22 protein-coding genes are annotated in these 24,141 nt (G+C 65.8%); 17 read left to right on the top strand and 5 right to left on the bottom strand.

Annotated elements, in window-relative coordinates:
* Window positions 1-174 precede the first annotated feature (174 nt).
* From AC3WOB_RS12985 to AC3WOB_RS12935, 11 genes are all read left to right on the top strand, one after another.
* A complete protein-coding gene (locus AC3WOB_RS12985; RefSeq protein WP_013394022.1) occupies window positions 175-795 on the top strand; it encodes a TRAP transporter small permease subunit in 621 nt (206 codons plus the stop codon).
* Window positions 792-2,075, top strand: coding sequence for a TRAP transporter large permease (locus AC3WOB_RS12980; RefSeq protein ID WP_013394021.1), 1,284 nt, complete (start codon window positions 792-794; stop codon window positions 2,073-2,075). Before AC3WOB_RS12985 ends, AC3WOB_RS12980 begins: the two co-directional genes overlap by 4 nt.
* A 72-nt stretch (window positions 2,076-2,147) precedes the next feature.
* Window positions 2,148-2,831 carry a DUF2848 domain-containing protein gene (locus tag AC3WOB_RS12975; RefSeq protein WP_013394020.1) on the top strand — a complete coding sequence of 228 codons (684 nt, stop codon included), beginning with the start codon at window positions 2,148-2,150 and terminating at the stop codon, window positions 2,829-2,831.
* 83 nt (window positions 2,832-2,914) lie between these two features.
* Complete coding sequence (locus AC3WOB_RS12970; RefSeq protein WP_013394019.1) at window positions 2,915-4,264, top strand: amidase; 1,350 nt, start codon at window positions 2,915-2,917, stop codon at window positions 4,262-4,264.
* Window positions 4,265-4,341: 77 nt separating this feature from the next.
* Window positions 4,342-5,247: a LysR family transcriptional regulator gene (locus tag AC3WOB_RS12965; protein ID WP_207465136.1), complete on the top strand. Its 906-nt coding sequence runs from the start codon at window positions 4,342-4,344 to the stop codon at window positions 5,245-5,247.
* A 107-nt stretch (window positions 5,248-5,354) separates the two neighbouring features.
* On the top strand, window positions 5,355-6,161 hold the full coding sequence (locus AC3WOB_RS12960; RefSeq protein ID WP_013394017.1) for a putative hydro-lyase: 807 nt from the start codon (window positions 5,355-5,357) through the stop codon (window positions 6,159-6,161).
* 255 nt (window positions 6,162-6,416) lie between these two features.
* Window positions 6,417-7,664: an ABC transporter substrate-binding protein gene (locus AC3WOB_RS12955; RefSeq protein ID WP_492275248.1), complete on the top strand. Its 1,248-nt coding sequence runs from the start codon at window positions 6,417-6,419 to the stop codon at window positions 7,662-7,664.
* Between the two features lie 43 nt (window positions 7,665-7,707).
* Window positions 7,708-8,559: a branched-chain amino acid ABC transporter permease gene (locus tag AC3WOB_RS12950; RefSeq protein ID WP_013394015.1), complete on the top strand. Its 852-nt coding sequence runs from the start codon at window positions 7,708-7,710 to the stop codon at window positions 8,557-8,559.
* Between the two features lies 1 nt (window position 8,560).
* Window positions 8,561-9,550, top strand: a complete 990-nt coding sequence (locus AC3WOB_RS12945) for a branched-chain amino acid ABC transporter permease (RefSeq protein WP_492275247.1) — start codon at window positions 8,561-8,563, stop codon at window positions 9,548-9,550.
* Complete coding sequence (locus AC3WOB_RS12940) at window positions 9,531-10,253, top strand: ABC transporter ATP-binding protein (RefSeq protein WP_013394013.1); 723 nt, start codon at window positions 9,531-9,533, stop codon at window positions 10,251-10,253. Before AC3WOB_RS12945 ends, AC3WOB_RS12940 begins: the two co-directional genes overlap by 20 nt.
* Window positions 10,254-10,257: 4 nt before the next feature.
* On the top strand, window positions 10,258-10,965 hold the full coding sequence (locus tag AC3WOB_RS12935) for an ABC transporter ATP-binding protein (protein ID WP_013394012.1): 708 nt from the start codon (window positions 10,258-10,260) through the stop codon (window positions 10,963-10,965).
* 57 nt (window positions 10,966-11,022) lie between these two features.
* Here AC3WOB_RS12935 and AC3WOB_RS12930 read toward each other — a convergent pair whose 3' ends face one another.
* The 4 genes from AC3WOB_RS12930 to AC3WOB_RS12915 form a co-directional block, all read right to left on the bottom strand.
* Window positions 11,023-12,093 (bottom strand): porin, encoded by a 1,071-nt coding sequence (locus AC3WOB_RS12930; protein WP_013394011.1) that lies wholly within the window; start codon window positions 12,091-12,093, stop codon window positions 11,023-11,025.
* Window positions 12,094-12,425: 332 nt separating this feature from the next.
* Window positions 12,426-13,727, bottom strand: coding sequence for a TRAP transporter large permease (locus AC3WOB_RS12925; RefSeq protein WP_013394010.1), 1,302 nt, complete (start codon window positions 13,725-13,727; stop codon window positions 12,426-12,428).
* Window positions 13,720-14,220, bottom strand: coding sequence for a TRAP transporter small permease (locus tag AC3WOB_RS12920; RefSeq protein WP_013394009.1), 501 nt, complete (start codon window positions 14,218-14,220; stop codon window positions 13,720-13,722). Before AC3WOB_RS12920 ends, AC3WOB_RS12925 begins: the two co-directional genes overlap by 8 nt.
* Window positions 14,221-14,227: 7 nt before the next feature.
* Window positions 14,228-15,202, bottom strand: a complete 975-nt coding sequence (locus tag AC3WOB_RS12915) for a TRAP transporter substrate-binding protein (RefSeq protein ID WP_492275246.1) — start codon at window positions 15,200-15,202, stop codon at window positions 14,228-14,230.
* Window positions 15,203-15,470: 268 nt separating this feature from the next.
* Here AC3WOB_RS12915 and nudC point away from each other — a divergent pair, with 268 nt between their 5' ends.
* The 3 genes from nudC (at window position 15,471) to AC3WOB_RS12900 (ending at window position 20,573) form a co-directional block, all read left to right on the top strand.
* Entirely contained in the window at window positions 15,471-16,241 is a 771-nt protein-coding gene (nudC, locus tag AC3WOB_RS12910) for an NAD(+) diphosphatase (RefSeq protein WP_492275245.1), read from the top strand.
* A gap of 138 nt (window positions 16,242-16,379) precedes the next feature.
* The gene (locus AC3WOB_RS12905) at window positions 16,380-16,889 is read left to right on the top strand and encodes a winged helix DNA-binding protein (RefSeq protein WP_492275244.1); all 510 of its coding nucleotides are present in this window, start codon (window positions 16,380-16,382) and stop codon (window positions 16,887-16,889) included.
* A gap of 60 nt (window positions 16,890-16,949) precedes the next feature.
* The gene (locus AC3WOB_RS12900) at window positions 16,950-20,573 is read left to right on the top strand and encodes a hydantoinase B/oxoprolinase family protein (protein ID WP_492275243.1); all 3,624 of its coding nucleotides are present in this window, start codon (window positions 16,950-16,952) and stop codon (window positions 20,571-20,573) included.
* 69 nt (window positions 20,574-20,642) lie between these two features.
* On the opposite strand, the gene AC3WOB_RS12895 is transcribed toward AC3WOB_RS12900, so the two are convergent.
* Complete coding sequence (locus AC3WOB_RS12895; protein ID WP_013394004.1) at window positions 20,643-21,680, bottom strand: C45 family autoproteolytic acyltransferase/hydrolase; 1,038 nt, start codon at window positions 21,678-21,680, stop codon at window positions 20,643-20,645.
* A 167-nt stretch (window positions 21,681-21,847) separates the two neighbouring features.
* On the opposite strand from AC3WOB_RS12895, the gene glnH reads away from it, so the two are divergent.
* The 3 genes from glnH (at window position 21,848) to glnQ (ending at window position 24,125) form a co-directional block, all read left to right on the top strand.
* Window positions 21,848-22,600: a glutamine ABC transporter substrate-binding protein GlnH gene (glnH, locus tag AC3WOB_RS12890; RefSeq protein ID WP_013394003.1), complete on the top strand. Its 753-nt coding sequence runs from the start codon at window positions 21,848-21,850 to the stop codon at window positions 22,598-22,600.
* Between the two features lie 143 nt (window positions 22,601-22,743).
* Window positions 22,744-23,400 (top strand): glutamine ABC transporter permease GlnP, encoded by a 657-nt coding sequence (glnP, locus tag AC3WOB_RS12885; RefSeq protein WP_041653760.1) that lies wholly within the window; start codon window positions 22,744-22,746, stop codon window positions 23,398-23,400.
* Window positions 23,397-24,125 (top strand): glutamine ABC transporter ATP-binding protein GlnQ, encoded by a 729-nt coding sequence (gene glnQ / locus AC3WOB_RS12880; RefSeq protein WP_013394001.1) that lies wholly within the window; start codon window positions 23,397-23,399, stop codon window positions 24,123-24,125. Before glnP ends, glnQ begins: the two co-directional genes overlap by 4 nt.
* Window positions 24,126-24,141: the final 16 nt, after the last annotated feature.

The raw sequence follows: 24,141 nt of genomic DNA, 5'->3' as shown, positions 1-24,141 counted from the left end.
CGCGCTTCCCCCCCCAGGGGGGGCATGCCTGCGGACCGGCTGAGCCGGACCCGCGGCATCCCGATGGGGGGAGTCGCTGCAGATCGGCATAGCCGGCTTCGTGGCGTCCCTATGGGATCGTTCGTTACATAGCTGGGAGGGCGCTGCGCGCCCGACCCTGCAAAGGTTTTACTCATGACTCAAACTGAACACTTTCGCCTGCTGGGCGGGCTATTGCGGCGCGCTGAGAGCTTCTCTCGCGTGGCCGTGTGGGCCGGCGGCGCACTGACGGTGGCCAGCGTGCTGCTGATCTCGTTTGACGTGCTGGCCCGCAAATTCCTGGGCTTCACGACGGGCGGCGCGGATGAGCTGTCCAGCTACGCTTTCGCCATCAGCACCTCGTGGGCGCTGGCGTTCGCCACGCTGCAACGCGCCAACGTGCGCGTGGACGTGGTCTACCAGTACATGCCGGTGCGCATCGCGGCCGTGCTGGACTGGATCTCCATGGTGGCCCTGGCGGTCTTCATGGTCTACCTGACTTACTACGCGTCCGAGGTGGTGCAGACCTCCTGGGCGCAGAAATCCGCCGCCAACACGCCGCTGGCCACGCCCTTGTGGATTCCGCAGGGCCTGTGGCTGCTGGGCCTGGGCTGGATGTGCATCACGGTCGCGCTGATGCTGGCGCGCGCCTCCGCCGCGCTGGTCACGGGCGACATCGAACTCGTCAAGAACATTTGCGGCGTGCGTTCGGCGCAGGAAGAGGCCGACGAGGAAGCCGCCGCCGGCGAGCGCATGGTGAAGGGAGAAGCCGCATGATTTCCACCGCATTGATACTGCTCCTGGTGCTGATCGGCCTGTCCATTCCGGTGGGCGCGGCGCTGGGCGTGCTGGGCCTGATCCTGGACCCGCTGTTCTCCATGCTGCCGCTGACCCGCGCGATCGGCGAAGTGTCCTGGAGCACCAATAACGAGTTCCTGCTGGTGGCGATTCCGTTGTTCATCATGCTGGGCGAGGTGCTGCTGCGCGCCGGTTTCGCCGAACGCATGTATGGCGCGATGAGCCTGTGGCTGTCGTGGCTGCCGGGCGGGCTGATGCACGCCAACATCGGCGCCTCGACGCTGTTCTCGGCCACCTCCGGCTCCAGCGTGGCGACCGCCGCGACAGTGGGTACCGTGGCCATCCCGCAGATCCGCAAGTACGGCTACAACGAGCCGCTGTTCCTGGGCAGCCTGGCTGCCGGCGGCACGCTGGGCATCCTGATCCCGCCTTCGATCAACCTGGTCATCTATGGCGTGCTGACGAATTCGTCGGTGCCCAAGCTGTACCTGGCCGGTATCATCCCGGGCTTCGCGATGGCCGCGCTGTTCATGCTGACGGTGGTCATCGCCTGCGTTGCCAAGCCGTCCTGGGGCGGCAAGAAGATCCAGGCGACCTGGGGCCAGCGCATCGCCAGCCTGGTGCACCTGGCGCCGCCCATGGGGATCTTCTTCCTGGTGGTGGGCTCCATCTACGCCGGCCTGGCCACGCCGACGGAAGCGGCCGCGCTGGGCGTGCTGGGCGCCTTCATCCTGGCGGCCTGGTTCCGCCGCCTGTCGTGGTCGATGCTGCGCGAGGTCATGGAAGGCACCATGCGGTCGACGGCCATGATCATGCTGATCGTGGTGGCCGCCAGCTTCCTGAACTTCGTCATGTCCGCTACCGGTCTGACGGATGCACTGACCAAGTCGATCACGGGCCTGGGCCTGTCGCCCGGCTGGATGCTGCTGATCGTGGTGATCTTCTACCTGGTGCTGGGCTGCTTCATGGAAACGCTGTCCATGATGATCACGACCATCCCCATCGTCGCGCCCATCATGATCGGCCTGGGTTTCGATCCCATCTGGCTGGGCATCGTCATCATCATCCTGGTCGAGGCCGCCCTGATCACGCCGCCCGTCGGTTTGAACCTGTTCGTGGTGCAAAGCCTGCGCAAGAGCGGTTCCATGAGCGCGGTCATCGTCGGCAGTCTGCCGTTCGTGCTGGCCATGTTCGTGATGCTGGCGCTGCTGGCTTTCTGGCCGGACGTGGCGCTGTGGCTGCCGCGCGTGTTCGGCTGACCTTCATTCCATAGACATTCCGGGCGCGGCGAGCCGCCGCGTCCTTCACTCCCTTATTTCAGCAGGACAGATATGAAAGCCGTATTCCAGATCGAAGATTCGCAACCCCGCCAGGTCGAAGTCGAGTTCGACACCCTGATCGTCGCCGGCTGGGCCGGACGCGACATCGCCGCGATCGAGCACCACATCGAAGAACTGGCCGCCATCGGCGTGCCGCGTCCCAGCAGCGTGCCGCTGTACTACCGCATCGCCGACAACCAGCTGACCCAGAAGGAAACTGTGCAGGCCCTGGGCGAGGACTCCTCGGGCGAAGTGGAAACCTTCGTGTTCGCGGTGGACGGCGAGATGTACGTCAGCATCGCCTCGGATCACACCGACCGCAAGTTGGAGACCTATAGCGTGGCGATGTCCAAGCAGGTCTGCGTCAAGCCGCTGGCCAATAGCGCCTGGCGCCTGGCCGATGTGGCCGACTACTGGGACGAACTCGTGATCCGTTCCTACATCGTCGAGAACGGCGTGGAAGTGCTGTATCAAGAGGGTCCGCTGGCGTCGCTGCGCACGCCGCAGGATCTGGTCGCCGGCTACACCGGCGGCTCGGCCGTGCTGCCGGCGGGCGCCGGCATGACCTGCGGCACCGTCGGCGCGATCGGCGGCATCCGCCCCTCGGCCGACTTCACGATGGAGTTGCACGACCCGCGCCGCCAGCGCAGCCTGCGTCACCGCTATCATGTCGAGACGCTGCCCGTGGTGGCCTGATTCCGGCCTCCGGCGCCTATCGCCAGGCGCGCCCGCGGGCGCGCCTGTTTGCACTCATGCCGCAAGGCGGCACTAGGATGACTATGGTTTCGACTCTGAATGATCTGACCCTGGCCCTGCAAGAGGGCCGCAGCAGCTCCGTGGAACTGACGCGGGCCGCACTGGCCCGCGCCCAGGACGTAGCGGGCGAGGGCGCGCGCGCCTACACCCGCTTGTACGCCGATACGGCGCTGGCCCAGGCGCAGGCGTCCGACACGCTGCGCGCGGCCGGCATCGTCCGCTCCGCGATCGAGGGCTTGCCCATCAGCATCAAGGACCTGTTCGACATCGAGGGCGAGACTACGATGGCGGGTTCGGTGGCGCGCGAAGGCGAGCCGGCGGCCGACGCCGACGCTGAAGTCGTGCGCCGCCTGGTGGCGGCGGGCGCGGTCATCATCGGCCGCACCAACATGACCGAGTTCGCCTATTCGGGCCTGGGCATCAACCCCCACTACGGCACGCCGCTGAATCCCTACGACCGCGCCACCGGCCGCATTCCCGGCGGCTCGTCCTCGGGCGCCGCCGTCTCGGTCGCCGACGGCATGGCGGCAGCCGCCATCGGTTCGGACACCGGCGGCTCGGTGCGCATCCCCGCCGCGCTTTGCGGCCTGACGGGCTTCAAGCCCAGCGCCTGGCGCGTCTCCATGGAAGGCGTGCTGCCGCTGTCGGCCAACCTGGATTCCATTGGTCCCATCGCCGCCAGCGTGCGCTGCTGCGCCGAGCTGGATGCCATCCTGTCCGGCGACGGCGGCCCGGTGCCGGAAGCGGCGGCGCTGCGCGGTTTGCGCCTGGCCATCCCGACCACCTTGGCGCTGGACGCCATGGACAAGCACGTCGCCGACAGCTTTGCGGCCGCGGTCAGCCGCTTGAAGGACGCGGGCGCGCTGGTCGAAGAGATCGCGATTCCGGAATTCGCGGAACTGGCCGCCATCAACGCCAAGGGCGGCTTCACCGCCGCCGAGGCCTGGGCCTGGCACCGCGACCTGATCGCCCGCGCCGGCAAGCGCTATGACCCGCGCGTGGTGTCGCGCATCATGCGCGGCAAGGACATGAGCGCGGCCGACTACCTGGACCTGCTGGACGCGCGCGAAGCCTGGGTGGCGGCGGTGGACCGCCGCATCGCGGGCTATGACGCCCTGATCATGCCGACCACGCCGATCGTGGCGCCGGCAGTGGCCGACCTGCAGGCTTCGGACGACGCCTACTACGCGGCCAACGGCCTGATCCTGCGCAATCCGACGCTGATCAATTTCCTGGATGGCTGCGCGCTGTCGCTGCCTTGCCATGCGTCCGGCACGGCGCCGGTGGGGCTGATGATCGCGGGCAGCAATGGTACTGACCGCCGCATCCTGAGCATCGGCCTGGCGGTGGAAGCGCTGTACGCCGGCCAGTGATGCAAGGCCGGGGCGGACGCGGCCGCCGGCCCGTCCCGGGCGCTAAGATGGCGGCTGCATAGCCGGACGCCGCCGCCATGATCGATCTGCGCAATATCGAGACCTTCTTCTGGGTCGCCACCCTGGGCGGGTTCCGGGCCGCGGCCGAGAAGCTCAACGCCACCCAGCCCGCCATTTCCCAGCGCATCGCGTCGCTGGAATCGGATCTGGGCGTGCGTCTGTTCGACCGCGACACCCGCGGCATCAAGCTGACGGGCAAGGGCCGCGAACTGCTGTCGCATGCGGAGCGCATGCTGCAGATGCGGCGCGACATGCAGGAGGCCGCGCGCGCCAAGAGCGTCATGAGCGGCACGCTCAGGCTGGGCGTCTCGGAAACCATCGTGCATACCTGGCTGCCTACCTTGATGGAGCATCTGCACGACGTCTATCCGGCGCTGATGGTCGAGATCCAGGTGGATACGACCACGGTGCTGAAGACGCAGCTGGCCTCGCGCCAGATCGACCTGGCGTTCCTGCTGGGGCCGATGGAAGAGCCCCGCATCGAGAATCTCTATCTCTGCAACTACCCCCTGTCCTGGGTGGCCAGCCCCAAGCTCAAGGTCGGACGCCAGCCGATCGCCCTGAAGCGGCTGGCCGAATGGCCCGTCATCACCTATCCGTCGACCACCGATCCGCACCGCGCCGTGCGCCAGTTGCTGCAGCAGGCCGGCGTGGAGGCGCCGCGCATGTATGGCAGTTCCGCGCTCAGCGTCATCGTGCGGATGGCGCAGGACGCAATCGGCACCGCCGTCATCGCGCCCGTCATCCTGCACAAAGAGTTGGCGCAGGGCGAATTGCGCATCCTGGAGGTGAAGGCGCCGGCCTTGCCGCCGCTGCACTACACCGCTTGCTGGATGCAGGGGCCGGATAGCCAGATCCCGCGCGCGGTGGCCGAGGCGGCGCAGCAGATTGCGCGCGAAGAGGCGCTGCGGCATCCGGCTTAACCCTGATAAGGAATATTGATCGGGGTCTATCGCAACTTGTGATTGGACGCTGGTCCGCGGTTCCTGTGCAATGTCCCCCTACCGGAATCATCATTGAAGGGATGGACATGCATACGAACCCTGCTGTGCGCACCAGCGTGGAATTGGCCCGCCAGGCGCGCCTGGATGCGCGCAGCGGCAAGCTCACCGGCCCCACGGCGAACCTCGCGCCGGGCCACGTGCAGGCCAACCTCGCGATCCTGCCGCGCGCGCTGGCCGCGGACTTTCTGCACTTCTGCCAGCGCAATCCCAAACCCTGTCCCTTGCTGGCCATGTCCGAACCGGGCGATCCCGCCTTGCCGGAATTGGGGCAGGACATCGATATCCGCAGCGACATCCCGCGCTATCGCGTCTGGCAGAACGGCGAGCTGGTGGCCGAGCCCACCGACGTGCGGGATCTCTGGCGCGACGACCTGGTGTCGTTCCTGATCGGATGCTCGTTCTCGTTCGAGGAAGCGATGCTGGATAACGGCCTGCCCGTGCGTCATATCGAGCAGGGCTGCAACGTGCCGATGTACCGCACCAATGTCCCAACCCATGCCGCGGGCGTGTTCGGCGGCCCGCTGGTCGTGTCCATGCGTCCCCTGAAGGCTGCGGACGCCATCCGCGCCATCCAGGTGACCTCGCGGTTTCCCTCGGTCCACGGCGCGCCGGTACACATCGGCGACCCCGCGTTGATCGGGATTGCCGACATCAGCCGCCCGGACTATGGTGATCCAGTGGAGATACGCGAAGGCGAAATGCCCGTGTTCTGGGCTTGCGGCGTGACGCCGCAGTCGGTGGTCGCGGCTGTGCGGCCGGAGTTCTGCATTACCCACGCGCCGGGCCACATGCTGGTCACGGATCTCATCAACAGCAGGATGGCGGTGTTCTGACCGCTAGCCTGCCGTTTCCAGGCAGTGAGTAAACAGGAAGCGGCAGCAGTCGTACTTGTGCAGCAGTACCCGTTGTGCCACCAGAACGATCCATCATAGGACAAGGGGAAATGGCGACAACGCTTTGAATCTGGGGCCTTCCGGCTGGCCGGAGGGTCCCGTGACGCCGCGAACGGGGCCATTGCCCAGGCGATGCACCCGCCCGCGCAGATGAATTGCTTTCACACCTAGCCGGTTCAATCCAGGAGTCCAGTTATGAAGATGAAGCTCATCGCGGGTGTCGCCGCGAGCCTGGCGCTGATGTGCGCCGTGCCCGCGCAGGCCCAGCAGGCCGTGCGCATCGGCGCGATCTATCCCCTGTCAGGCGCCCTGGCTTCCACCGGGGCGGAAATCAAGGCGGCCGTCGAACTGGCGGTCGACATCATCAACAATCCGCATCCCGAACTGGAAGGCATACCGCTGGCTGCGGGCAGCGGCCTGCCGGCGCTGGGCGGCGCCAAGATCGAAGTGGTGTTCGGCGATTCCCAGGGCAAGCCTGAAGTGGGTCTGGCCGACGCCCAGCGCCTGATCGACCAGGAGAGGGTCGTGGCCCTGACCGGCGCCTACCAGTCGGCCGTGACCAAGACCGCCAGCCGCATCGCCGAGCAGCGCGGCATTCCCTATGTGAACGGCGAGTCCAGCAGTCCGGACCTGACCGAACGCGGCTACAAGTGGTTCTTCCGCACCTCGCCCAACGACGACACCTTCGTCGAGAACATGATGCAGTTCCTGGACGGCGTGAAGGCCGTGCCGACCGCCAAGATCGCCGTGGTGTACGAAAACACCGACTTCGGCGTGAACACCTACAAGGCCGTCGAAAAGTTCGCCAAGCAATACAAGCGCCAACTGGTCGCCAACATTGCCTACAGCGCGGGCTCGGCCTCGGTGACGGCCGAAGTGCAGAAGCTGGCCGCCGCCAAGGCCGACGTGGCGATCTTCGCCAGCTATACCTCGGACGCCATGCTGTTCGTGCGCACCATGCGGGAAAGCAAGTACGCGCCGCCGGTGCTGCTGGCCAACGATGCGGGCTTCATCGATTCGCGCTTCGTGCAGGAAGTGGGGCCGCAGGTCCAGGGCGTGCTGACGCGCGACGTCTGGGGCAACGACGTGGCGGCGTCCAAGGCCGGGCTGAAGAAGATCAACGACATGTACAAGGCCAAGACCGGCAAGGATCTCAACGGCAACAACGCCCGTTCGATGCAGGGCGTGCTGGTGCTGGCCGACGCGATCAACCGGGCCGGCTCGACCGATCCCGAGGCGATCCGCAAGGCGCTGGCCGCCACCGACCTGGGCGAGGCGCAGGTCGCGATGCCCTGGGCCGGGGTGCAATTCGACGCCAAGGGCCAGAACACCAAGGGCTCGGGCCTGATTCTGGAGCTCAAGGGTTCGTCCTACCAGACGGTCTGGCCGGAAAAATACCGCACGGACAAGAGCCTGCCGACGCTGCCGTTCGCCTGGAAGTAACCACAGACGCGGCGGGCCGCGGGGTCCGCCGCAGGAGCACTCCATGTTTGAAGCTCTCTCGGCAGGCTTGTTCAACGGCCTGATCTATGCCGCGGTGGCGGTGGGGCTGGCGCTGATCTGGGGCATTACCGACGTCATCAACTTCGCCCACGGCGAATTCCTGATGCTGGGCATGTATGCCGCCTATTGGCTCTACACGCTGGGCCACATCGATCCCACGCTATCGGCGCCGCTGGTGGCCATCGTGCTCGCCTTCGTCGGCTTTTTGACCTACGCGCTCATCATCCGCCGCTTGCAGAAGGGGCCTGCGATGGCGGTCATCCTGGCCACCTTCGGCCTGGGCCTGGTGCTGCGCCAGGTCGCCTTCATCGCCTTCAGTCCCGATTACCGCAGCCTGCCCGACACCCTGGTGTCAGGCAGCGTCACGGTGGCTGGCATTTCACTGGGCAGGCCACAGGTGGTGACGGGGCTGATCGCGCTGGTGGTGGTGGTCGCGCTGTTCATCCTGGTGTACCGCACGCGCTGGGGCCATGCCTTGCAGGCGGTGGCGGAAGACCGGCAGGTCGCCGCCCTGGTGGGCATTTCGCCGGACCGGGTCAACGCCCAGGTCTGGATGCTGGGTAGCGCGGCGGTCGGCCTGGCCGGCGCCTTGCTGACCACCTTCTTCTACGTGTTTCCCTCGGTGGGCACGGTGTTCGGCCTGCTGGCTTTCGTGGCGGTGTGCATGGGCGGCTTCGGGTCGCTGCCGGGCGCCTTCATCGCGGGAATTCTGATCGGGATCATCGAGGCCATGACGGGGTACTTCGTCGCGCCGGCGCTCAAGACGGTGAGCGTGTTCATCCTGTTCATCCTGGTTCTCTGGTATCGGCCGCGCGGCCTGTTCGGGCGGTGGTGAGATGAACAAGACAAACAAACTCGACGCCGCGTCCGCGGGCGTGCCCAAATGGCCGATTGCGGTGGCGGCCGTGACCGCCATCCTGATGGCTCTGGTGCCGCTGGTGGTGAAGGATGCCTTCACCCTGCAGGTGCTGCTGCTGGCCATCATGTTCGGCGCGCTGGGCGCGTGCTGGAACCTCGTGGGCGGCTTCCTGGGGCGGATCTCCTTCGGCCACAGCGTGTTCGTGGGGGTCGGGGGCTACACCACCTTGCTGCTGCTGCACCATCTGAAGCTCACGCCGCTGTTGGGCATTCCGCTGGGCGGGGTGATCAGCGCGGCGCTGGCCTGGCTGGTGGGCGGCCCCACGCTGCGGCTGTCTGGCCACTACTTCGCGATGGCCACCATCGCGCTGCTGCAGATCGGGCTGCTGCTGATGATCAACTGGGAGTGGGCGGGCGGCGCGGTCGGGCTGGAGGCGCCCATCGGCGACGCCGCCTGGATGCTGCTGTTCCGCAGCAAGGTGCCGTATTACCTGATCGCGGTGGGCCTGGCCTTCCTGACCTTCTGCGCCACCTTCTTCCTGGTGCATTCCAAGACCGGCTTCTATTGGCGCGCCATTAATGGCGACGAGGCCGCGTCGCGCAGCCTGGGCGTGCCCGCGGACCGCTACAAGATGCTGGCCTTCGTGATGTCGGCGGGCATGACCGGCGTCTGGGGCGGCTTCTTCGCCATGTACGTGGGCTTCATCGACCCCGAATCCATGTTCAATCTGACGATGTCGGTGCAGGTCGTGCTGGTGACCATCCTGGGTGGCGTCGGCACGCTGATCGGCCCGTGGCTGGGCGCGGCGGTGCTGCTGCCGCTGTCCGAGGGCACGCGCGTGCTGTGGGGCAGTTCGGGCATGGGCCTGGACCTGCTGGTTTTCGGCCTGGCCATTTTGCTGGTCACGATGTTCCTGCCGGGCGGGCTGGTCACATTGAGGAGGCGCCGTGGCTCTGCTCGACGTTAAGAACCTGACCAAGCAATTCGGCGGCCTGGTCGCGAACAAGGACATCTCGCTGTCGGTCGAAGCGGGTGAAATCGTCGCCATCATCGGTCCCAACGGCGCGGGCAAGAGCACCCTGTTCAATGGTCTGGTGGGGCATCACGAACCCACCTCCGGCTCGGTGACCTTCGATGGCCAGTCCATGATAGGACGCCGTCCCGAACAGGTGGCCGCCATGGGCCTGGTGCGCACGTATCAGATCCCGCGCAGCTTCGGCCAGATGACGGTGCTGGAGAACGCCATGGTCGGCGCGCTGCTGCGCCATCCGCGCCTGCAGGACGCGCGCCGCGAATCCGCCCGCGTGCTGGAGCTGGTGGGGCTGGCCGAGCGCGCCGACGTGCGGGCGGCAGAGCTGAACGTGGCCGGGCAGAAGCGCGTCGAGCTGGCGCGGGCGCTGGCGACCGAGCCGCGCATGCTGCTGCTCGATGAAGTGGCGGGCGGCCTCAACCCGGCCGAGGCCATCGCCCTGGCCGAGATCCTGCGCGGCATCCATGCGTCGGGCGTCACGCTCATCATCGTGGAACACGTGCTGGAGGTGGTCATGCGGCTGGCCCAGCGGGTGCTGGTGCTGAACTTCGGCCAGATGATCGCCGAGGGCGCGCCGCAGGAGATCGTGCGCAACCCGGCCGTGATCGAAGCCTATCTGGGGAGAAAGCACCGTGCCTGATGCGATGCTGAAAGTGGAAGAGCTGAGCGTGGCCTATGGCGGCGTGCAGGCGGTGCGCGGTGTGTCGCTGGAAGTCAGGCCGGGCGAGATTGCGGCCTTGCTGGGCGCCAATGGCGCGGGCAAGTCCAGCACCTTGCTGGCCATTGTCGGGGCGGTCAAGCCCAAGGGCGGGCGGGTGGTGTTCGAAGGCCGGGACATCACCGGCACGCCGCCGGACAGGCTGGTGACTCAGGGGATCTCCATGATCCCCGAAGGCGCCCGCGTATTCGCACGCCAGCCGGTGGAGCAGAACCTGCGCCTGGGCGCCTATACGGTGCGGGACGAGCGCGTCTACGGCGAACGCCTGGAGCGGGTATACGCCTTGTTCCCGCGGCTGAAGGAGCGCCGCGCGCAGTTGGCGGGCACCATGTCAGGCGGCGAGCGCCAGATGCTGGCCATCGGCCGGGCGCTGATGAGCGGCCCGCGCCTGCTCCTGATCGACGAACCCAGCCTGGGTCTGTCGCCGTTGTTGGTGGAGCAGGTATTTGATGCGCTGGCGGCCCTGAACCGCGACGACGGCCTGTCGGTCCTGCTGGTGGAGCAGAACATGGCGCAAGCGCTGGAAGTCGCGGCGCGCGCCTATGTGATGCAGAGCGGGAGGGTGGCGCTGTCGGGCGAAGCGGCGGAACTGGCGGCCTCGGACGAGGTGCGCAAGGCGTATCTGGGGATGTAAATCGGGGGATGTGACGAAACCGCGCCGGACGCGCAAGGCGTCCGGCGCGGACAGTCATCAGAAGATGTGGCGGAAGCCCACTGCGGCGCCGAGCTGGTTGCTCTTGCCGGTGATTTCGCCGCTGGCGGCATCGCTGACCTTGTTCCAGTCCACGGTGCCGTAGATCTGCGAGCGCTTGGACAGCGAGTACTCGGCCACGGCGACCAGCGCGTAGCGTTTGCCCTTGTCGCCGTCTTCGACCACGTTCTTGCTCTGGTCGTAGTAGGCGGCGCCGGTGATGGCCCAGCGCGGCGTGGCCTGCCAGGTGACGCCGGCGAAGTAGCCGTTGTCCTTGCGGTCCAGGCCGGGAGCCTGGGCACCGCCCATGACGGCGTTGACCCAGCCAGTTTCGTCGCGGCCGTTGTAGTAGCCGGCGAACACCTTGGCGCCTTCGAACTGATAGGACGCGTTCAGGTTCCAGACGCGCTGGCGCAGATCGGAATCCGTGCCGTCGTAGGTCTGCTGGTAGCCCGCGCCCAGGCCCAGGTTGCCCACGGTGTAGCGCAGGCTGGCGCCGTACTGCTGGCCGGCCTTGTGGTCGTTGTAGTCGTCGCCGTTGGCCCAGGACAGCACGAACGCCAGGTCTCCAATGGTGTTGGAGTACTTGGTCATGTTGTTGGTGCGCACGCGCGACATGGCGGCGGGCAGCCAGGCGTTCTGGTCGTAGTTGCCGACGGTCAGCGGGTCGAAGTAGTCGGCCAGCAGGTCGAACATCGGCGTGTTCTGCAGACCCAGCGTCAGTGCGCCGATATTGCCGCCGTCCAGGCCGATATAGGCCAGGCGGCTGAAGGTCTTGCTGGGATCCGAGCCGCGACCGTTCTGCATGTTGAAGCCGTTTTCCAGGCGGAAGAAGGCGCGGTTGCCGTTGCCCAGGTCTTCGGAGCCGCGTAGGCCCCAACGGCTGTTGGAAATGGCGCCGTTCTCCATCGACACGCGGCTGCCGTCCGCGCCGACGCTGCCGGCGCTGGTGCTGAGGTAGCGGATGCTGACGTCGGCGATGCCGTAGAGGGTGACGCTGGTTTCGGCTTGGGCCGTGCCGGCGGCCAGGCCCAGGCCTGCAAGGGCGAGGGATAGAGTGATGCGTTTCATGCGGGGGGCTCCTCCTGGGTAGCGCTATTTTTAATGGCGCCGGGCTTTTGGCCCGGCTGGTCGCGCCTGGCGGATCGTCAGGCGCTGGGCCGTCGCTCCGACGCTTTGGGTAAGCGCGGGTCCGGGCGATGGCCGCATATGCACATATACGCCGTAATGTTGCAACGTATCAGCGCCTGGGAATTCTAGAAAAGTTGAGGAGCAAACAACACCTGTAGTTTTTTGGAGTTTTCCCTGGTTTACAGGAACGCAAAACAGGGGGCGGGTAGAGTGCGCGGGCAGGGGTTAAAAAAAACCCCGTTGCAGGAACGGGGTTTCATGTTGGCGCCAGGCTACAGCGTCATGTGCAGCGGCAGCCACGTCGCTATGCCAGGCACGGCATAGAGCAGCAGCACCGCCAGGATCATGAGGAAGAACATGGGCAGCGAGGCGCGCGCGATATAGGGCAATTCCCTGCCGCTCATGCCGGACAGCACGAACAGGTTGAACCCCACCGGCGGCGTGATCTGTGCCATTTCCACAACGAATACGATGAAGATGCCGAACCAGATCAGGTCGATGCCGGCGGCCTGCACCGTGGGCAGCAGCACGCCCATGGTCAGCACGACGATGGAAATGCCGTCCAGGAAGCAGCCCAGGATGATGAAGAACACCATCAGCGCCATGATCAGCCAGAATTGAGACAGGCCTAGTCCGCCGATCCATTCGGCCAGCGCGCGCGGCAGGCCGATATAGCCCATGGCCAACGTCAGGAACTGCGCGCCCGCCAGGATCAGCGCGATCATGCAATACAGCCGGGTTGCGCCTAGCAGCGATTGCATGAAGGTGGAGCGGTTGAGCGACCCCTGCAGCGCGGAGAGGAACAGGGCCCCCACCACGCCGACCGCGGCCGCTTCCGTGGCGGTGGCGATGCCAGTGTAGATCGACCCCAGCACCGCGCCGATCAGCAGCATCACCGGGATCAGGTGGCGCGAACGCGACAGCTTCTGCATCAGCGACAGGCCCGGATCGGCCGCCGGCACCTGGCTGGGGTTGCGGATCGCCCACCAGGCGATGTAACCCATGAACAGCAGGGCCAGCAGGATGCCCGGCACGATGCCCGCGATGAACAGCTTGGCGATGGACACGTCCGCCGCCACGCCGTACACGATCATGATGATGGATGGCGGGATCAGCAGGCCCAGGGTGCCGGCGCCCGACAGCGTGCCGAGGATCTTGTCCTCGGGATAGCCGCGGCGCGTCAGTTCTGGGATGGTCATCTTGCCCACCGTGGCGCAGGTCGCCGCGGACGAACCCGAGACCGCCGCGAAGATGGCGCAGCCGATCACGTTGGTGTGCAGCAGCCGGCCGGGAAGGCGGTTGAGCCAGGGGGCGAGCCCCTTGAACAGGTCTTCGGACAGCCGCGTGCGGAACAGGATTTCGCCCATCCACAGGAACAGCGGCAGGGCGGTCAGCGTCCAGCTGGAGGACGCGCCCCAGATGGTGACGGCCATGGCGTCGCCGGCCGGCCGGCTGGAGAAGATCTCCATGCCGATCCAGGCGGTTCCCGCCAGGGTCAGGCCGACCCAGACCCCGCAGCCCAGCAGCGCGAAGATCGAGACGACCAATAGGGTTATGACGAGTAGTTCATTCATGGGTTTGCTGCGAAGTGGCGGCGGACAGGCCGCGTGAGCGTCGGATCAGCTCGTCGATCAGGGCGACCAGGAACAGCACCGTGCCCACGGCCATGCTGAGCTGGGGAATCCAGAGCGGCGTGGCGTCGTTGGATGTGGAGATGTCGTTGAACTGCCAGGAGTCGTAAGTCAGCTTGACGCTGAAGAACGCGAACGCGGAAGCGAGCAGGCAGCCGACCGCCAGGGCGAATATATCCAGCTTGCGGCCGGCGGCCGGCTTGAGCGAATTGAGCAGCAGCGTGACGCGGATGTGCTCGCCGTGCTTGAACGTGCTGGCCAACGCAAGGAAACCCGCGGCGGCCATGAAGTACCCGGCATAGGCGTCCGTGCCGGGAATGTTCATGCTGAGCTGGCGCGCGATGATCGCGGCCAGCACCGACACCAGGACGCCGATCGTGCACAGGCCGGCCAGCAGGCCGGCCGCGCCGTATAAACCATCTAGAAAGCGGCGCATGGAGATATCACTGCTTCTTGTAGGCGTCGATCATGGCCTGGCCGTCAGCGCCGGCTTTCTTCAGCCAGTCGTCCAGCATGCGCTTGCCGATCACCGACAGGCCTTCCTTCAGCTCGACCGTGGGCTTGATGGTTTCCATGCCGTTCTTGGCCAGCTCTTCCTGGTACCACTTGTTCTTTTCCTGCGACAGCTTCCAGCCGCGCTCTTCAGCCTGCGCGCCGGCCTTCTTCAGGGCGGCCTGGGACGCCGGGTCGAGCGCGTCGAACGCCTTCTTGTTGACGATGATGGCGTTCTTCGGCAGCCAGGCCTGGGTGTCGTAGAACTTCTTGATGTACTCGTAGGTCTTGGTGTCGTAGCCGGTCGATGCCGAGGACATGTAGGAATCGATCACGCCGGTGGCCATGGCCTGGGCCAGTTCAGCCTGCTGCACCGTGACGGGCTGCGCGCCGACCAGTTCGGCGATCTTGGCCGTCACCGGGCTGTAGGCGCGCCACTTCAGGCCCTTCATGTCGCTGATCTGCTTGATGTCCTTGTTGGCGAAGATGCCCTGGGGCGGCCAGGCCACCGCGTACAGCAGCGTCATGCCGTGCGAATTCAGCTTCTTTTCGAGGAAGGGCTTCTGCGCTTGGTAGAGCTTGAACGAAGCGTCGTAGCCGGTGGCCAGGAAGGGCAGGCCGTCCAGTTCGTAGATCGGGTCTTCGTTCGCAAAGTTGGTCAGCAGGATCTCGCCGATCTGCGCCTGATTGCCTTGCACCGCGCGCTTGATCTCGGGCGCCTTGTACAGCGAGGCGTTGTTGTGCAGCGTGATCTTCAGCTTGCCTTCCGACAGCGTATCCACGTCCTTGACGAAGGTGGTCAGGTTCTCTACGTGGAAGTTGCTGGCCGGATAGGCCGTGGGCAGATCCCATTTGGTTTGCGCCTGTGCGCCTGCGCTGAACGCCAGGACGATGCTGCCGGCGAGCAGGGAAATTTTCTTGTGCATGGGTGGGTCCTTCTTTGCGAATGGTGAAGCCGGGTTGTGCCCGAAAGGCATTGCGAAAGAGTGCGCTGCGCCGATGACGCGCAGCTGAAAAGCCGTGCCATTCTATGTTGCTATGCGGCGGCAGGGCGCGTGAAATCGCGTCTTTACGGGTTATTCCTAACAGCCGCGCGCAGCGCCGATCATTGAGGGTTCAATCTTTGCGCAAGCGCAATGCGGCAGCCGTTTTTCTTCTAACATTGCGTATCGAATGCATGATGCAGAGGCGCGTGTGAACTTCGTTTTCCGTCGTGATGAATTGCTGGTTGAAGAGACGTCCGCAGTCTTGCCGGACACCGCCTTGTGCGTACAGATAGGCTTGGCGGCGGCGGCCTTGCAGCCGATCTGGGCGCTGCCCGGTTCGCCGTACCGCACCGTGCATGTCGAACCCGGCGTGGAGCCGCCGCAGGGCTATGCCTTCAGGAAGCTGCGCTCGCTGTTCGGCGTACTGGACGATGAACGCATGGCGTTGGCCGGCCGCGCCTACCAGATCGCCGAATGGGCGCGCACGCACCGGTTCTGCGGCGTCTGCGGCACGCCGGCCGAACGCGTACCCACCGAGTTCTGCCTGCGCTGCCCGTCCTGCGACTTTTCGGCCTATCCGCGCATTTCGCCGGCCATGATGGTGCTGATCCGCAAGGGCGACAGCATCCTGCTGGCGCGCCACACCACCACGGCCACCTCGCGCTACACCGCGCTGGCAGGCTTCGTCGAGCCTGGCGAAAGCATCGAGCAGACCGTCCATCGCGAGGTCCACGAGGAAGTCGGCTTGAAGGTCGGCAACCTGCAGTATTTCGGTAGCCAATCCTGGCCGTTTCCGCATTCGCTCATGGTTGCGTTTACGGCGGACTACGTGTCGGGGGACATACGTGTCCAGGAAGACGAGATCGCCGATGCGCGCTGGTTCGGCCCGGGCGATCCCATGCCCGAGATCGCGCCGCGGATTTCCATCGCAGGCGGGCTGATCCGGGCCAATCTGCCCATGGGCTGGTCGGCGCCTTAAACCGCCTTTCTGGTTTGGAGTTTTCTAGGGGTATTCCCTCGAAAGAGGGGGTTTCTGGCGCTTCGTTCGTATTTTTTATTGATGAAATATAGATAAATTATTAGTATTTCGTTCATATAAACTCGGCTTGCGTCTCCCATGACACCCGCTTTGATTGCATCGTCGGCCCATCTGGCCGGCGGCAGCGCGCCCGACCTCTCCGAGGTGGAATTCGGCCTGATGATCGCCAGCCACGCCTTCGACCGCTGGACCGTGCGCTGCATGGCGGCGGCCGGGCTGCCCGACCTGACGCCCACCGACGTAATGGTCTTTCATCATGTCTATCACCGTGAACGGCCCAAGAAGCTGGCCGACATCTGCTTCACGCTGAACGTCGAGGACACGCACATCGTCAGCTATGCGCTCAAGAAGCTGGACCGCCTGGGCGTGGTCAAAGGCGAGCGCAACAGCAAGGAAGTCTTCTACAGCGTGACCCCGGACGGCGCGGCCACCCTCAAGCGCTACGCCGAGATCCGCGAACAATGCCTGACCGCCGGCCTGGACGCGCCGGGCGGGGGCGGGCTGGACTACAGCCGCCAATTGGCGCACACGCTGCGCGCGCTGTCCGGCCTGTACGACCAGGCCGCCCGCGCGGCGACCTCTCTCTGATTCCATTTACCCGCGCGCGGCCGCATGCGCCGCGGCGACTCTTTGTTTGCAAGGACAGCTATGAAGTGGCAATTCTGGATTGACCGTGGGGGTACCTTTACCGACATCGTGGCGCGGCGTCCCGATGGCACGACCACCACGGCCAAGATGCTCTCGGAAAACCCGGAGCAGTACCGCGACGCGGCCGTGGCCGGCATCCGCAAGCTACTGGGCATCGCGCCCGGCCAGCCCGTGCCCGCCGATCAGGTCGAGTGCGTGAAGATGGGCACCACGGTGGCCACCAACGCCTTGCTGGAACGCAAGGGCGAGCGCACCTTGCTGGTGACGACCAAGGGTTTCCGCGACGGCCTGCGCATTGCGTACCAGAACCGTCCGCGCCTGTTCGATCGCAACGTCCTTCTGCCCGAGATGCTGTACGAATCCGTGGTGGAAGCGGACGAGCGCGTGGCCGCCGACGGCGAGGTGATCCGCGAGCTGGACCAGGAAGCGCTGCGCGCGGCCATGCAGGCCGCCTACGACAGCGGCATCCGCGCCGTCGCCATCGTCTTCATGCATGCCTGGCATGCGCCGGAACACGAGCGCATCGCCGCCCGCATCGCGCGTGAAGTGGGCTTCCCGCAGGTGTCGGCCTCGCACGAGGTCAGCCCGCTGATCAAGTTCGTGTCGCGCGGCGATACCACGGTGGTGGACGCCTATCTGTCGCCCATCCTGATGCGCTATGTGGACCAGGTGGCTGGCGAACTGCCGGGCATCCGCCTGATGTTCATGCAATCGAGCGGCGGCCTGACCGACGCGCACCGTTTCCGGGGCAAGGACGCCATCCTGTCGGGGCCTGCCGGCGGCATCGTCGGCATGGTGCGCACCAGCGAGATCGCGGGCTTTCCGAAGGTCATCGGCTTCGACATGGGCGGCACCTCCACCGACGTGTCTCACTATGCCGGCGAATTCGAACGCGAATTCGAGACCCAGGTGGCCGGCGTGCGCATGCGCGCGCCCATGATGAGCATCCACACGGTAGCGGCGGGCGGCGGTTCGATCCTGCATTTCGACGGCGCGCGGCTGCGCGTGGGTCCGGATTCGGCCGGCGCCAATCCTGGCCCCGCGTGCTATCGCCGCGGCGGCCCGCTGGCGGTGACGGACTGCAACGTCCTGCTGGGCAAGATCCAACCCGATTTCTTCCCCAAGGTCTTCGGCCCCGAGGCCAATGAGCCGCTGGACCGCGACGCGGTCGTGGCGCGCTTTACGGCCATGTCCGACGAAGTGCGTGCCGCCACCGGCCGCGAGATGAGTCCGGAACAGCTCGCCGAGGGCTTCCTGGAAATCGCGGTGGGCAATATGGCCGAGGCCATCAAGCGCATTTCGGTGCAGCGCGGCCACGACGTGACCGAATACGCGCTGACCGTGTTCGGCGGCGCGGGCGGCCAGCACGCCTGCCTGGTCGCCGATGCGCTGGGTATGACGACCGTGTTCGCGCACCCGCTGGGCGGCGTGCTGTCGGCCTATGGCATGGGCCTGGCCGACCAGACCGACATGCGCCAGAAAACGGTCGAGAAGGTACTGGACGCGGACCTGATGCAGGCGCTCCAGGGTGAACTGGACGAGCTGGCCGGCCAGGCCGTGGGCGAATTGCGCCGCCAGCATGTGGCCGAAAGCGATATCAGCGTGCAGCGCCGCCTGCATCTGAAGTACCGCGGCACGGACACCTCGCTGGAAGTGGCCTACACGGACCTGGACCAGGCGCGCAAGGATTTCGAGGCGGCCTACCGCCTGCGCTATTCCTTCCTGATGCCCAACCGCGAGCTGGTGGTGGAAACCATCTCCGTCGAAGCCACGGGCGGCGGCGAACGCGTCAGCGAAGCGACCACCGCGCGGCTGCGCGATGGCGCCCTGGCTCCCAGCCGCGTCGTCAGCATGTACAGCGGCGGCGCCTGGCGCGACACGCCCTTGTATGTGCGCGAGGACATGGCGGGCGGCGACGTGGTGGCGGGGCCCGCCATCATTTCCGAGCCCAACCAGACCACGGTGGTCGAAGCAGGCTGGCAGGCTGAACTGACGGCGCAGGATCACTTCGTGATCCGCCGCGTCGAAGCTCGTCCGGAACGCCGCGCCATCGGCACACAGGCCGATCCGGTCATGCTGGAGGTCTTCAACAACCTCTTCATGTCGATCGCCGAGCAGATGGGCTACAGGCTGCAGAACACGGCCTATTCGGTCAACATCAAGGAACGCCTGGACTTCTCCTGCGCAATCTTCGATGCCCAGGCCCGTTTGATCGCGAATGCCCCGCACATGCCTGTGCACCTGGGTTCCATGGGCGAGTCCGTCCGTACGGTCATGCGCGCCAACGCGGGTCGCATGCAGCCCGGCGACGCCTACGTGGTGAACGATCCGTACCACGGCGGCACGCACCTGCCGGACGTCACGGTCATCACACCGGTGTTCGGTCGCGATGGTCGCGAAATCCTGTTCTACGTGGGGTCGCGCGGGCACCATGCCGACATCGGCGGCACCACGCCGGGCTCGATGCCGCCGGATTCCAAGACGGTGGAAGACGAAGGCGTACTCTTCACCAACTTCCAACTGGTGAAGAATGGCGAGTTCCGCGAAGCCGCCGCGCGCGGCATCCTGGGCTCGGGCCGCTGGCCCGCGCGCAATCCGGACCAGAACATCGCCGACATGCACGCGCAGATCGCCGCCAACGAAAAGGGCGTGCAGGAGCTGCTGCGCATGTGCGACCACTTCGGCCTGGAGGTGGTCCGCGCCTACATGGGGCATGTGCAGGACAACGCCGAGGAAGCGGTGCGCCGCGTGATCTCGGTGTTGAAGGACGGCAGCTACGAGTATCCGCTGGACAACGGTGCGATGATCCGCGTAGCCGTGAAGGTCGACACCCAGGCGCGCAGCGCCGTGGTGGATTTCACCGGCACGTCCAACCAGCTGGACAACAACTTCAACGCACCCGGCGCCATCGCCGTGGCGGCGGTGCTGTACGTGTTCCGCACGCTGGTCAATGACGATATTCCGCTGAACGACGGCTGCCTGGTGCCGCTGTCCATCATCCTGCCGGAAGGCTCGATGCTGCGCCCGAATCCGCCGGCCTCGGTGGTGGCGGGCAACGTGGAAACCTCTATGTGCATCGTCAACGCGCTGTACGGCGCGCTGGGCGTGCTGGCCGCGAGCCAGGGCACAATGAACAACTTCACGTTCGGCAATGCGCGCCATCAGTACTACGAGACCATCTCGGGCGGCACGGGCGCGGGTCCGGTGCGCATCGATGCGGCGGGTCCCCACGATGAAGGTTTCGCAGGGACTTCGCTGGTGCAGGCGCACATGACCAATTCGCGCCTGACGGATCCCGAAGTGCTGGAGTTCCGCTTTCCGGTGCGCTTGGAGTCCTACGAAATCCGCAAGGGTTCGGGCGGCGCCGGCCGCTATCCGGGCGGCGACGGCGGCGTGCGCCGCATCCGCTTCCTGGAAGATATGACGGCGGCGATCCTGTCGAACAACCGACTGTACGCGCCGTTCGGCCTGGCAGGCGGGCAGCCCGGCGCCATGGGCCGCAACTCGGTCGAGCGCGCCGATGGTTCGGTGCAGGAACTGGGGCCGCAAGACAGCGCGCAGCTGTGTTCGGGTGACATCTTCGTCGTTGAAACCCCCGGAGGCGGGGGCTACGGCCAGGCTTGACCCGTAGCGGATGAAGCAACGGCCGCGTCAGCAATGACGCGGCCGTTGTTTTTCGGGCGTGGCGGATGACTACGATTCCGTGTCCGACATCACGTCCAGCGCAATGTCCGCCTTCGCCTTGCGGTCGTAAACCCGCAGGGTCACTTCGCTTTCTCCGATCTCGAACAGCGCGGTCGCCAAGGTGTTCTCGTCATCGGGATCGTCCGCCGCGGTGCGCAATATCGGCAGCTTTCCCTCGGTGTCGTGCAAGGCGGCGATCACATCGTCGCGGCCGGTGCTGCCGGACCAGCCGTCCACGATTCCTTCGATGCGGTTCTGCCGCGCCCGCGACGAGTCCGTGACCAGCTGCGCCACGCCGCCCATGTCCGCATGCACGATGTGATTGGCATGGCCGTAGCGCGTGCCGATCTCCAGGATGGAGACCGAGCCCGGCGCGACTTCGGCGCTGAGCAGGCGCGGGTCGCCGGCCGCGCCCAGCGTGTGATGGAAGCCGCCGGAATGCGGCAGTTCGCGCAGCAGCCCGACGGCCTCGTCCAGCGTGGCGCAATCCAGCAGCGCGCGCGCCATCAGCATGCGCGGCACGCCCGGATGCCGTTGCCGGATGCGCAGGTTGTTGATGGTCTGGACCAGCCCGGCGCGGTTGGCGCCGAAGGTGTGACCGGGCAGGGAACCGGGGTAATAGAAGCTGACGTAGCCGGGTGCGTCGTCCAGCGCCACGTCGACCAGATGGCAACGCCCATGCAAGTAGGGATCGCCGTCCTCGTTGTGGCCGATCCAGCGCGTGCCGTCCGCCGCCCGTAGTGCGACCGACGTGCAGCCGTCGGTGGTGCTGTGCAGCAGGTCGCCGCGGCAGTTCCACAGCAGCACGTCCTCGATCGGCATGCGCAGGCCTTCCGCCATGCCTTCCAGCTCTTCCCAGACTGCCGGCAGCGCCGTTTGCGCCTGCCGTGCCAACTCGTCCAGGAAGGCGTGGCCGCGCCACGGCCGCAGCGCATCCCAGCTGCGGCTTTGCTCCAGGTAGGTTGCCATCAGGGGGCGCGCCAGCTTGCCCAGCGCCAGGCCGGTTTGACGCCGGTTGCCGGCAATGCGCACATATTTGTAGGCCATGGGAATCCTCCGGGTGTCATGCGGATTGTAAATTTTCCGGCCGCTGCCGGGTGGGGACGTATGCGTTAAGATCGGCGGTAAGCTGTGCCGGAGACCCCGGCGCGGCCTAGGAATCATGCCCCTACAACAACCCCGGGGTGCCGACTGGTCCCCAAGAGGAGAGTTTCATGATCAAACGCAAAGTCGCCGCCGCGCTGGTCGGCCTGTCCGTGGCCATGTTCGGCGCCGCCTCCGGCGCGCAGGCCCAAGGCAAGGAATTGGTGGTGGCCACCGATACCGCTTTCGTGCCGTTCGAGTTCAAGCAGGGTAATACCTATGTGGGCTTCGACGTGGATCTCTGGGCGGCCATCGCCAAGGAACTCAACCTCAAGTACAAGCTGCAGCCCATGGACTTCGCCGGCATCATCCCGGGCCTGCAGACCAAGAACATCGACGCAGCGCTGGCCGGCATCACGATCCGCGACGACCGCAAGAAGGTCATCGACTTCTCCGATCCTTATTACGAAAGCGGCCTGGCCATCCTGGTCGGCGAAAAGAACACCGACATCAAGGACGCCAAGTCCCTGGCCGGCAAGACCGTCGCGGTCAAGACCGGCACCGCCACCGTGGACTTCCTGAAGGCCCAGGTGCCGGACGCCAAGCTCAAGCTGTTCCCGAACATCGACAACGCCTATCTGGAACTGGCCACGGGCCGGGTGGACGCGGCGGTGCACGACACGCCCAATGTCCAGTACTACGCCAATACGGCGGGCAAGGGCCGCGTGAAGGTGGTGGGTTCGGTCAAGAGCGGCGACTTCTACGGCATTGCCTTCCCCAAGGGCAGCGATCTGGTGCCGCAGGTGAACAAGGCCCTGGCCACGCTGAAGGCCAACGGCCAGTACGACGCCATCTACACCAAGTGGTTCGGCAAGAAGCCCTGAGCATACGGGTTCGCTTTGCGTTCCGGGACCGCTCGGCAGCGGCCAGCGCCGGCTGATGCCGGCCGCTGCGCCGCAGTCCGACGGGCGGTCCCGCGCCGCTCTCGCCGTGCCATGCCGCGGCGCCGCGCCATAGGGGGAATATCGTGGAGTTTGACTGGACTGTAATCAGGGACGCGCTACCCAATCTGCTCGAGGGTACGCTCATGACCATCAAGATCACGTTCTGGGGCTTGTTTGGCGGCTTCTTGCTGGGCGCGCTGTCAGGCGTGACGCGGGCCTATGGGCATCCCGTGCTGTCGGCCATCGCGCAGGTCTACGTCGCGGTCATCCGCGGCACGCCCATCGTGGTGCAGGTGATGTTCATCTATTTCGCCTTGCCCTTGCTGGCGAACATCCGGGTGGACGCGGAATGGGCGGCGATTGTCACGCTCATCATCAATTCCGGGGCCTATATCTCTGAAATCGTGCGCGGCGCGCTGCTATCCGTGCACAAGGGCCTGAAGGAAGCGGGTCAAGCCATGGGGCTGCCGTTCCACAAGATCCTGTTGCACATCATCGGGCCGGTGGCGTTTCGCCGCATGATTCCCCCGCTGGGCAACCAGTGCATCATCAGCCTCAAGGATTCGTCGCTCTTCATCGTGATCGGCGTGGCCGAGCTGACCCGCCAGGGCCAGGAAATCATGGCTAGCAATTTCCGCGCCGTCGAGATCTGGTCGGCGGTGGCGATCGTTTACCTGATCCTGACCGGCCTCATGGCGCTGGCCCTGCATCTGGTTGAAAGAAGGATGCGCATACTATGAGCATGGTCGAATTTCACAACGTCACCAAGAACTTCGGCGAGTCCATGGTGCTCAACGGCATTTCGCTGAACATCGACGCGGGCGAGGTCGTGGTGGTGGTTGGGCCGTCGGGCTCCGGCAAGTCCACCTTCCTGCGTTGCATCAACGTGCTTGAAACCATCAATGGCGGCGACCTGCTGGTCGATGGCCTGAGCGTGAACGGCGGGGCGGCGCAAGTGCGCGAGATCCGCCGTGAAGCGGGCATGGTGTTCCAGCAGTTCAACCTGTTCCCGCAGATGACCGCGCTGGAAAACGTCATGTTCGGCCCGGTGCATACGCGCGGCCAGAGCCGCGCCGAGGCGCGCGAACTGGCCGAGAGCCTGCTGGCCAAGGTTGGCCTGGCCGAGCGCATGAACCACTATCCGTCGGAGCTGTCCGGCGGCCAGCAGCAGCGCGTGGCGATTGCGCGGGCGCTGGCCATCAAGCCCAAGCTGATGCTGTTCGACGAGCCCACGTCGGCGCTGGATCCGGAGCTGCGCCACGAAGTCCTCAAAGTCATGCGCGACCTGGCCGAGGAGGGCATGACCATGGTGGTGGTCACGCATGAGATGGAGTTCGCGCGCAAGGTGGGCAGCCGTTTGATCTTCATTGATGCCGGCAAGATCGCCCATGATGGGCCCCCGGGCGAATTGCTGAGCAATCCGCCCAGCCAGCGGCTCAAGGATTTCCTGCAGCACGTGACCTGATTGCGGCGTGCAGGGC

It is taken from the genome of Achromobacter sp. FW305-C-30-7 (assembly GCF_058783105.1).
Note: the sequence above shows the minus strand (reverse complement) of the source record. Positions and strands in the feature narration are given on the sequence as shown.

Bases quoted from the DNA above. Each gene is read 5' to 3' on its own strand.
- AC3WOB_RS12985 (WP_013394022.1), top strand. From the start codon at position 175: ATGACTCAAACTGAACACTTTCGCCTGCTGGGCGGGCTATTGCGGCGC.
- AC3WOB_RS12980 (WP_013394021.1), top strand. From the start codon at position 792: ATGATTTCCACCGCATTGATACTGCTCCTGGTGCTGATCGGCCTGTCC.
- AC3WOB_RS12975 (WP_013394020.1), top strand. From the start codon at position 2,148: ATGAAAGCCGTATTCCAGATCGAAGATTCGCAACCCCGCCAGGTCGAA.
- AC3WOB_RS12970 (WP_013394019.1), top strand. From the start codon at position 2,915: ATGGTTTCGACTCTGAATGATCTGACCCTGGCCCTGCAAGAGGGCCGC.
- AC3WOB_RS12965 (WP_207465136.1), top strand. From the start codon at position 4,342: ATGATCGATCTGCGCAATATCGAGACCTTCTTCTGGGTCGCCACCCTG.
- AC3WOB_RS12960 (WP_013394017.1), top strand. From the start codon at position 5,355: ATGCATACGAACCCTGCTGTGCGCACCAGCGTGGAATTGGCCCGCCAG.
- AC3WOB_RS12955 (WP_492275248.1), top strand. From the start codon at position 6,417: ATGAAGATGAAGCTCATCGCGGGTGTCGCCGCGAGCCTGGCGCTGATG.
- AC3WOB_RS12950 (WP_013394015.1), top strand. From the start codon at position 7,708: ATGTTTGAAGCTCTCTCGGCAGGCTTGTTCAACGGCCTGATCTATGCC.
- AC3WOB_RS12945 (WP_492275247.1), top strand. From the start codon at position 8,561: ATGAACAAGACAAACAAACTCGACGCCGCGTCCGCGGGCGTGCCCAAA.
- AC3WOB_RS12935 (WP_013394012.1), top strand. From the start codon at position 10,258: ATGCTGAAAGTGGAAGAGCTGAGCGTGGCCTATGGCGGCGTGCAGGCG.
- AC3WOB_RS12930 (WP_013394011.1), bottom strand. From the start codon at position 12,093: ATGAAACGCATCACTCTATCCCTCGCCCTTGCAGGCCTGGGCCTGGCC.
- AC3WOB_RS12925 (WP_013394010.1), bottom strand. From the start codon at position 13,727: ATGAATGAACTACTCGTCATAACCCTATTGGTCGTCTCGATCTTCGCG.
- AC3WOB_RS12920 (WP_013394009.1), bottom strand. From the start codon at position 14,220: ATGCGCCGCTTTCTAGATGGTTTATACGGCGCGGCCGGCCTGCTGGCC.
- AC3WOB_RS12915 (WP_492275246.1), bottom strand. From the start codon at position 15,202: ATGCACAAGAAAATTTCCCTGCTCGCCGGCAGCATCGTCCTGGCGTTC.
- AC3WOB_RS12905 (WP_492275244.1), top strand. From the start codon at position 16,380: ATGACACCCGCTTTGATTGCATCGTCGGCCCATCTGGCCGGCGGCAGC.
- AC3WOB_RS12900 (WP_492275243.1), top strand. From the start codon at position 16,950: ATGAAGTGGCAATTCTGGATTGACCGTGGGGGTACCTTTACCGACATC.
- AC3WOB_RS12895 (WP_013394004.1), bottom strand. From the start codon at position 21,680: ATGGCCTACAAATATGTGCGCATTGCCGGCAACCGGCGTCAAACCGGC.
- glnH (WP_013394003.1), top strand. From the start codon at position 21,848: ATGATCAAACGCAAAGTCGCCGCCGCGCTGGTCGGCCTGTCCGTGGCC.
- glnQ (WP_013394001.1), top strand. From the start codon at position 23,397: ATGAGCATGGTCGAATTTCACAACGTCACCAAGAACTTCGGCGAGTCC.